The organism is Streptomyces sp. DvalAA-43, from assembly GCF_900091725.1.
Classification (GTDB): Bacteria; Actinomycetota; Actinomycetes; order Streptomycetales; family Streptomycetaceae; genus Streptomyces; species Streptomyces pulveraceus.
Map to the genome: position 1 here is coordinate 1 of NZ_FMBW01000058.1, position 6,174 is coordinate 6,174.

At 72.7% G+C, this 6,174-nt stretch carries 5 protein-coding genes and 2 pseudogenes; 1 reads left to right on the top strand and 6 read right to left on the bottom strand.

All coding sequences use genetic code 11. The features are described 5' to 3' along the window. Positions 1 to 4: 4 nt before the first annotated feature. A pseudogene (locus tag GA0115234_RS24165) lies at positions 5 to 361 on the top strand (IS5/IS1182 family transposase); the annotation flags it as partial. A gap of 145 nt (positions 362 to 506) precedes the next feature. Here the strand turns inward: GA0115234_RS24165 and GA0115234_RS24170 are convergent. From GA0115234_RS24170 to GA0115234_RS24195, 6 genes and pseudogenes are all read right to left on the bottom strand, one after another. Further along, positions 507 to 1,664 (bottom strand): DegT/DnrJ/EryC1/StrS family aminotransferase, encoded by a 1,158-nt coding sequence (locus GA0115234_RS24170; RefSeq protein ID WP_093545348.1) that lies wholly within the window; start codon positions 1,662 to 1,664, stop codon positions 507 to 509. Beyond that, on the bottom strand, positions 1,661 to 2,719 hold the full coding sequence (locus GA0115234_RS24175) for an NAD-dependent epimerase/dehydratase family protein (protein ID WP_093545351.1): 1,059 nt from the start codon (positions 2,717 to 2,719) through the stop codon (positions 1,661 to 1,663). Before GA0115234_RS24175 ends, GA0115234_RS24170 begins: the two co-directional genes overlap by 4 nt. Positions 2,720 to 2,747: 28 nt before the next feature. After that, entirely contained in the window at positions 2,748 to 4,127 is a 1,380-nt protein-coding gene (locus GA0115234_RS24180; protein ID WP_093545354.1) for a hypothetical protein, read from the bottom strand. A 21-nt stretch (positions 4,128 to 4,148) separates the two neighbouring features. Continuing rightward, positions 4,149 to 4,826, bottom strand: coding sequence for a hypothetical protein (locus GA0115234_RS24185; protein WP_093545360.1), 678 nt, complete (start codon positions 4,824 to 4,826; stop codon positions 4,149 to 4,151). Between the two features lie 100 nt (positions 4,827 to 4,926). Next, a complete protein-coding gene (locus GA0115234_RS24190; RefSeq protein WP_093545357.1) occupies positions 4,927 to 5,931 on the bottom strand; it encodes a Gfo/Idh/MocA family protein in 1,005 nt (334 codons plus the stop codon). A 31-nt stretch (positions 5,932 to 5,962) separates the two neighbouring features. Then, a pseudogene (locus GA0115234_RS24195) lies at positions 5,963 to 6,174 on the bottom strand (hypothetical protein); the annotation flags it as partial.

A 6,174-nucleotide genomic window follows, 5' to 3' on the forward strand; every position in this document is an offset into this window, starting at 1 on the left:
CTAGATCGATCTGTCCAGCCGCACTCTGTGGTTCCTGACGGGGTATCTGGCCGTGAGGAGGTAGGAGATCGGGACGCGGTGGCGACGTCTCTCCGCTGCACGCCAGGCCCTGCTCGCCCCGGCTCGTCCGCGGTGCGGTGACACCAATGCCCAACTCGCCGCCGGGTTCGGCATCGGAATCGCAACCGTCTTCCGCTGCATACGGGAAGCCGTCGAGGTCCTGTCCGCCCTCGCCCCGTCCCTGGCCGAGGCGATGAGGACGATCCGGGCGAAGGCGTTCGTCATCCTGGACGGCACCCTGCTGCCGATCGACCGCATCGCCGCCGACACCCCGTACTCCGGAAAACACAAACGCCACGGGCATGGGTGATCTCCTGGAGGGCGGATGGGACGAGGCCGGGGCGTGGTGTCCTGCGCCGGTGTTCACGATGGTCGGGGCGCCGGTCGGCCGGAAGGTTGTCGGCCGGTGCTCCGCCGGCGCTCCGCGTACTCTGTGCGCCCGCCGTTCAGGCCCACAGCTCCCGGACGGCGTGGATGACGCGTTCGACGTCCTGGTCGCTCATCGCCGGGTAGCACGGCAGGGACAGTTGGCGGGCGGCGGCGGTCTCGGTGACCGGCAGCGGCCGGTGGACCATGTCTTGATAGGGGCCCAGGAGGTGGACGGGCTTGAAGTGGACGCTGGTGGAGATCTGGTGGCGCTCCAGCAGCGCAGCCGCCACCTGGTCGCGGTCCAGGGGTGCGGCGCCGGGGTCGATGATGACGGCGTAGAGGAACCAGCCGTGCTCGACGCCGGGCAGGACGACGGGTGTCGACAGGCCGGGCAGGTCGGCCAGGGCGCTGGTGTAGGAGGCGGCGATGGCGGCGCGGCGCTGGGTGAACTCGGGCAGCCGGTCGTACTGGACGACGGCGAGGGCGGCGGTGAGGTCGGGCATGACGTACTTCAGGCCGGGGACGGTGACCTCGTAGTCGGCGGTGTTGCGTTTGCCGTGCCGCTGCCAGGCGGAGGAGTCGATGCCGTGTCGGCCCAGCAGCCGGGCCTTGTGAACCAGCTCACCGCTACCGACGAGCAGACCGCCCTCCCCGGCGGCGGCGACCTTGTTGGCGTAGAAGCTGAACGTCGACAGATCGGCGGCGCTGCCGGCGGGCAGGCCGTCGCGGCTGGCGTGCAGGGCGTGGGCGGCGTCCTCGATCAGCAGCAGGCCGTGGCGGTCGGCGAGCCGGCGGAAGGCGCGCATGTCGCACATCTGGCCGCCGTAGTGCATGACGGCGATGGCCCGGGTGAGCGGGGTGATCGCGGCTTCGACCGCCTCGGGGGTGACGCACAGCGTGGTGGGGTCGACGTCGACGAACACCGGGCGCGCGCCGATGTGGCGGATGGCGTTCGGGGCTGCGCAGAAGGTCAGGCTCGGGGTGATGACCTCGTCACTGGCGCCGATGTCGGCGGCGAGGAAGGCGAGGTGGAGGGCGGCGGTGCAGGAGGTGACGGCGAAGGCGTCCTCGACGTCCAGGCGTTCGCGCGCGGCGTGCTCCAGGCGGGTGGCCTTGGGGCCGTGGGTCAGCCAGCCGGAGCGGAGCGTGTCGACGACGCTGGCGATCTCTTCCTCGCCGATCAGCGGCCGGTTCCACGGCAGCGGGGCGGCCGTCGGTTCGAGGGTCTGGCTCATCGCGTGCTCCAGGTGGCGTCGGTGTAGTCGGCGTGCAGGCGGGTGCAGTCGGCGCTGCGAAGCGCGCGGATGCGGCCCTGGGCCAGGGAGTACTGGAGGCCGGCGAGGTTGTCGTACTCGGGGAGGTCGGGGTCCTCGAACTCCTTGGACTCCACGGCGGCGGCGACCTCGCGCACGCCGTGGTCCAGGGGGGTAGGGCAGGCGCCGGGGAAGGCGGCGGCCAGGCGGGCGAAGCTGGTGCGGTAGTCCCGGGCGTCCGCCTCGTCGCGCTCGGGTCCGGCGTCGATGCGGGTTCCGGGAACGGCGTGCTCCACGGCGGCGGCGATCTGGGCGATGGTGTAGTTCTCCGCCTCGGCGCCCACGTTGAAGATCCGGTGTCCGGCCGGGGTGGCGAGGACCTGGGCGAGGACGTCGGCGACGTCCTCGACGTGGACGAGGGGGCGGCGCTGGCCGCCGCCGTTGAGGGGGATGCGCCCGGTGGCGACGGCCTGGGCGGTCATGCGGTTGGCGACGGAGTCCAGGCGCTGGCGCGGGGAGCGGCCGTGCACGGTGGCCAGCCGCAGGACGGTCAGCGCCCGGTCCTCCAGCAGGCCGGTCAGGGTGCGTTCGGCCAGGACCTTGGTGCGGGCGTAGATGCCGAGCGGGTTGGGGGCGGTGTCCTCGTCGACGGTGCCCTCGTGCCGGCCGTAGACGCTGCAGGAGGAGAAGAAGACGTAGTGCTCCACGCCGGCCGCGCGGGCCGCCTTCGCGGCCAGGACGGGCGAGGCGTAGTTGAGCTCGACGGCCAAGGCTTCGTCGAGGGCGCAGGCGGGCTCGCCGACCAGGCCGCCGAGGTGGACGACGGCGTCGGCGCCGCTGACCGCACGGTGCAGCGCGTCGGCGTCGCGCAGGTCGGCGTGGACGAAGGTGCTCGCGGGCGGCAGGAGGCGGGCGGGGTCGTCACCGCGGCTGTAGATCAGGCCGTCGACGACGGTGACGTGGTGGCCCAGTTCGGTGAGGTGACGGGCGGCGACGGTGCCCAGGTAGCCGGCGCCGCCGAGCAGGACGATATGCATCTGGTGCTCCTCGTGAAGAAGGGGGCGGTCAGGCGGAGGAGGTCGCGCCGACCAGTACGGGGCTCGCGGACGGGCCGGCCGGGGGCGTGGTCGGGCCGGGGAAGGCCGCGCGGCCCAGGGCTGTGCCGCGCAGGTCGGCCAGGCGCGGGACGGGCAGGAGGTTGAGCTGTTCGGTGGGGTGCAGCAGCCCGCGTTCGCAGGTCTCGGCCACCCACGCGGTGCACGCGGCGCGGGGGAAGGCGAGGTTGAGGCCGATCTCGCCTTTGGGCAGCACCCCGTTGAAGGGGACGGCGATGTCCTGGCTGTTCCAGTACGCGTACACGGAGGTCGCCTTGGCCTGCTCGAACACCGGGAAGAGCGCCGGGTAGCGGGGCAGCGTGCGCATCTCGCGGAAGACGAGCTGCCCGGCCAGGTGCGGCGCCATGGCGGCCAGGGTGTCGAAGTCGGCGCCCGCGTACCGGAAGGACACCGCGCCCGCGTCCCGGTCCGGTCCGAGTGCGGCGCAGGCGAAACGGTGCGGCAGGCGTCGGCGTACGTAGGCGTCGGCGCCCAGGCCGAGCGCGGGGTCGACCCGGTCGATCAGCTCGGTGAGCTGTGTGCGGTCGGGATTGAACAGGGCCAGGTCGAACAGGCGCCCCATCGTCTTGACGGCGGCGAACGCGAGGTTCTTGTAGAGGCGGTTGTTCATCTCCCCCGCCAGCGCGTACGCCTTGGTCTCGGGACTGGTGGAGTACAGCAGGAGGTACTCGGACAGAACCTCGAAGTACAGGTAGCCCAGGAACGGCATGTGCCCGACGGTCGCAGCCAGCTGGTTGAAGAACGCGGTCGTGGAGGCGGTGCGCTGACCGCGGGCGTCGGCGAGCAGCAGGTCCAGGAAGCCGGCCGTCTCGCGAACCCTTCCCACGGCGCTCAGCCGGAGATGTTCGTCCTCCCCCACGGTCAGGAAGGCGCGGTGGCCCAGGTAGGTGTCCAGGTGGATGCCGCCGAGGCGGAGGTAGTCCAGACCCTTGGCCGGCGCGGGCACCTCGGGGCGGACCTCGAAGACGAGGGTCCTGGTGTCGGGCTTGGTCCGCAGCAGGTAGGAGCCGAGGTTGTGCGGGCGCAGTCCCTCGGCGGTCGCGGTCAGCGGGGCGCAGTACAGGGCGCCGACCAGGCAGCCGGCGGCCCCGTGGAGTTCGCCGGTGGAGCGGATGGCGTCCAGATACGGGGTGGTGTGCATCAGGTGGATAGGCTGGCCGCTGGTGAGGGAGGACAGCATCTGGTTGGCGTCGGTGGCCAGCAGATGTCCGTTCGGTGCGCCGTGGTGGTCGGTGAGCCATTCGTCGGTGCTCTCGGCGAGCCCGGAGGGCCCGGGGAGTGCGGTGCGGGCGGTGTAGTCGGTGTGGACGGAGTCCCAGGCGGCGTGCACGAGGGTCGTCCCCCTTCTCTTCTATCGGGTGAGGGTGGTCACGGTGTGGGCGAGCGCGTCGCGGTGTCCGGCGCCGTGGAGGCGAGCCTGTTCGCTGTGGACGACCAGGCCGTGCGCGAACGGCAACAGCCAGTCGGGAACCATCACGCGCAGGTGGGTGAGGTTGGGCCACCAGCGCTGCAGCGGCAGGCGGTAGCGGTCCAGGCAGTCGGCGGCCTTGAGCAGGTCGGTCAGGTGCGGGGCCCGCTGGTAGGCGGTGTGCTGGGTGGGGCTGAAGGCGTCGTAGGGCAGGTTGTGCACGGCGATCGCCGAGGCCGTCTCCTCGCGCAAGGCCGCAGGGACGTCCTGCCCGAGGGCGGCGAGAAGGTCCTCGGCGTGCTCGGTGAACCAGCCGGCCGCCCGCCGCCCGTGTTCGGGGTCGGTCCGGTCGTTGTGGCGGCGGCAGTCGTGGAGGGCGGCTGCGGTGCACAGCGCGGCGGTGTGCGGCCCGTCGAGGTCGTGGACGCGGGCGAGGAGGAAGGCGAGGACGCTGGTGCGGGCACCGTGGCTGATGCCGTGCAGGCCCTCGGCCTGCTCGCGGCGAGTGAACCATGCCGGGTCGGGGGTCAGCACGGGGATGTCGTCCGCCGCAAGCTGGGGGGTGCCGGCGACCGGCGGGGGCGGGTTGCCCGCGATCCAGTCGAGGGTGGCAGCGTCCATCCTCTGGTGGTCCGGCAGCATTCGGGCGACGGCCAAATCACGCAAGGTGAGCTCGGGCTGAGCGGGCACAGGATCTCTCCCTTCCGGGGTGGACGGACGGTCAGGTGAGGGCGAGTTCGCGGGCGGCGACCGGGGTGGCCCGGCCGGTACCCGCCGCCGTCAGCAGTGCCTCGGTCGCGGTCACGGCGTGCGCGCCCTCGGCCAGGGTCACCAGGCCGCGGGGGCCGGCCCCGAGCAGGGCGTCGCGCATCAGCCGGTGCTCGACGGTGAACGGGGGCTCCTGCTCGGGCAGGGTGATCAGGCGGGCCTCGCCGCTCTGGACGCCCGGGAAGGAGTCGGCCGCGGCCGGAGCGGCGGTGTTGGGGTGGTGGGTGAGGGTGCCCGCGACGGAGTCGGCGGTCAGGACCCCCGCCGCGGTGTGAACCTGGACCTGGCGGTGCTTGAACGGGGTGATCCAGTCGGCGTGGTGGTGGGCGAGGACCCCGCCGCGCAGAACCGTAGTGGCGGTAGCCGTGTCCTCGTTCGGACCGGCCAGGGTGCGGGTGGCGGCGGTGACCGACTCGATCGGCGCCCCGGCGAGCCAGGAGACCAGGTCGACGTCGTGGACCAGCAGGTCCAGGGCGACGCCGACATCGAGGATGCGGCCGGAGTAGGGGCCCTGCCGCCGGGTCTCCATCTGCCACAACTCGCCGAAGTCCCCTCCGTGAAGGAGCCGGGCCAGTTCCACGAGCGGCGCCTGGTGGCGTTCGGTGTGCCCGACGGCGGCGAAGGTCCCGGTGCGGGCGAAGGCATCGTGGATCCGGCGGGCGGCCTCACCCGTGGGCGCCAGCGGCTTCTCGATCAGCGCGGGCACTCCGGCCGCCGCGAGGAGGAGGGCGTAGCACTCGTGGGTCGCGCTCGGGGTGGCGATGACGCAGTAGTCCAGCTCCAGGCGCAGCATCTCCTGCACGTTGCGGTACAGGGGGATGTCGGGGACGGCGGTGTGCTTGGCGGGGTCGAGGTCGCTGACGGCGACCAGGTCGATGCCGGGCAGGGCGGCCATGGTGCGGGCGTGGACGGTGCCCGCCCAGCCCAGGCCCACCACGCCGGTACGCAGCTTCGTCACGGGGCGTTCTCCTTCAGATCCGAGGGGCGCGTCACCGGGGGGCGGGGGCGCTCCAGGCTGCGATGCGGCTGGTGCTGGTCTCGGCGCGCATCCAGTCGGGGATGGCGTTGGGGGTGGTGCACACCCAGTCGACGTAGCCGTCGATGCCGTCCGCGACGCCGATGGCCGGCTGCCAGTCCAGGACGGCGCGCATGCGGGTGGTGTCGGCGCAGGCGCCGAGCGGGTCCTGGGCGACGCGGGGGG

Coding starts and splice junctions, on each gene's coding strand:
- GA0115234_RS24170 (WP_093545348.1), bottom strand. CDS start 1,664: ATGAGCCAGACCCTCGAACCGACGGCCGCCCCGCTGCCGTGGAACCGG.
- GA0115234_RS24175 (WP_093545351.1), bottom strand. CDS start 2,719: ATGCATATCGTCCTGCTCGGCGGCGCCGGCTACCTGGGCACCGTCGCC.
- GA0115234_RS24185 (WP_093545360.1), bottom strand. CDS start 4,826: ATGGACGCTGCCACCCTCGACTGGATCGCGGGCAACCCGCCCCCGCCG.